This is a genomic window from Delftia sp. ASV31 (assembly GCF_016428765.1).
Taxonomy (GTDB): Bacteria; Pseudomonadota; Gammaproteobacteria; order Burkholderiales; family Burkholderiaceae_C; genus Comamonas; species Comamonas acidovorans.
Genome location: NZ_JAELTK010000240.1, coordinates 1 through 324 on the forward strand (window position 1 = coordinate 1; position 324 = coordinate 324).

Annotated in this window: 1 protein-coding gene; it reads right to left on the reverse strand. The window is 73.8% G+C overall.

All coding sequences use genetic code 11. The features are described 5' to 3' along the window. Positions 1 to 90: 90 nt before the first annotated feature. Positions 91 to 324 (reverse strand): hypothetical protein (locus JHD82_RS29180; RefSeq protein WP_199140395.1); only part of this gene is annotated, 234 nt, incomplete at its 5' end.

Sequence of the window (324 nt, forward strand, 5' to 3'; positions counted from 1 at the left end):
CGGAGGCCGTCAGCCACTTGGCGCTGGAGATGCCGTTGTCCAGATAGAAGATGGTCACCACGCCGATCACCAGGGCGGGAATCGCCTCGATCAGGAACATCCACTGCCAGCCGTGCAGGCCATGGTCTGTCTCTTATACACATCTGACGCTGCCGACGAAATGCGAACAGTGTAGATCTCGGTGGTCGCCGGATCAGTAAAGAGGGGGGGGGGGGGGGGGGGGGGGGGGGGGGGGGGGGGGGGGGGGGGGGGGGGGGGGGGGGGGGGGGGGGGGGGGGGGGGGGGGGGGGGGGGGGGGGGGGGGGGGGGGGGGGGGGGGGGGGG